Origin of the sequence: Bradyrhizobium sp. SSBR45G, from assembly GCF_030159255.1 — a bacterium.
Taxonomy (GTDB): domain Bacteria; phylum Pseudomonadota; class Alphaproteobacteria; order Rhizobiales; family Xanthobacteraceae; genus Bradyrhizobium.
On the sequence record NZ_BSCT01000079.1, the window covers coordinates 1 to 1,278 of the forward strand.

Here is a 1,278-nt window from a genome sequence, read left to right on the forward strand (position 1 = left end):
CCCACGGCTGTCCGGTTTAGAATGAGTGGACAAGGCGCATGGCGTGGATTCTTCTGCGGTCTTGAGCATCGCCAAATGTTCGAGACACGCGAGGAGGATCCCGCCATGCGCCACCATAATACTGTGTTTCACGCGCTTCAGAAGCTGGTTCCTTGGAGGGTTTTCGACCGGCTTGTGGAAACACATCAAGCGGACCGGCGCATGCGCCGGCTCAGTACTCGGAACCAGTTTTTGGCTCTCCTTTATGCGCAGCTGGCGCGGGCGGAGAGTCTGCGCAGCATTGAGGCCTTGTTCGAGAGCCACGCGGCGCGGCTCTACCACGTGGGCGCGAAGGAGATCTCGCGTTCGACCCTGGCCGATGCCAACGCAAAGCGCCCCCACGAAGTCTTCAGCGGGCTTCTGGCCAAGATGATGCAACGCTGCGACCGGAAGCTGGCGGGCGAAGTCGCAGATGCGGTCTATCTGGTCGATTCGACCAGATTTCCTCTGAATTCGCTCAGCGCCCACTGGGCCAAGTTCAGTAACGGCGTCAACTGCTTCAAGCTGCACATCGTCTATAATCCGGACACCGCCAATCCAGTCACCGCCGAGGTCACCGCGGGCAACGTCAACGACATCACCATGGCGAAGTCTCTTCCGATCTGTCCGGGAGCCACTTACGTGTTCGATCTTGGCTACTACGACTATGGCTGGTGGGCCGATCTCAATGAACAGGGATGCCGCCTCGTTACCCGGCTCAAGTCGAATACCAAGCTGAGAGACGTGGTTGAGCAGACGATCAAGAAGGACGGTTACGTTCTGTCCGATCGCATCGGCAAGCTACCTGCCAGACAGGCTGCGTCCCGAAAGAACCCTTTCCAGGATCCCGTCCGGGAGATCCGGGTCGCCACGGAAACCGGGAAAATCCTGCGTATCATCACCAACGATCTCGATGCATCAGCTGAAGAAATTGCGGATCTCTACAAGCGACGCTGGCAGATCGAGCTGTTCTTCCGCTGGGTCAAGCACATGCTGAAGATCCGTCACTTCCTCGGAACATCCGAGAATGCCATCCGCATCCAGATTGCCGTGGCACTGATCGCTCATTTGCTGCTGCGCGCCGCCCACAAGCTGCAGAGCAGCGTCGAGAGCCTACAGGCCTTTACCGGTCTGATCGCGCAGAACCTCATGCACCGCAGGCGCATCGACGCGCTGCTCGATCCTCCTCCACCGGTCGCCCGAGATGACCGCCAGTTGAGCCTCAGTATATGTTAAAAGCCTCAACCGGACAGCCGTGGG

General features: G+C 58.8%; 1 protein-coding gene. It reads left to right on the plus strand.

Annotated features, from left to right (window positions below):
* Positions 1-105 precede the first annotated feature (105 nt).
* Entirely contained in the window at positions 106-1,254 is a 1,149-nt protein-coding gene (locus tag QQL87_RS37215) for an IS4 family transposase (protein ID WP_284424096.1), read from the plus strand.
* The last annotated feature ends 24 nt before the right edge of the window (positions 1,255-1,278 follow it).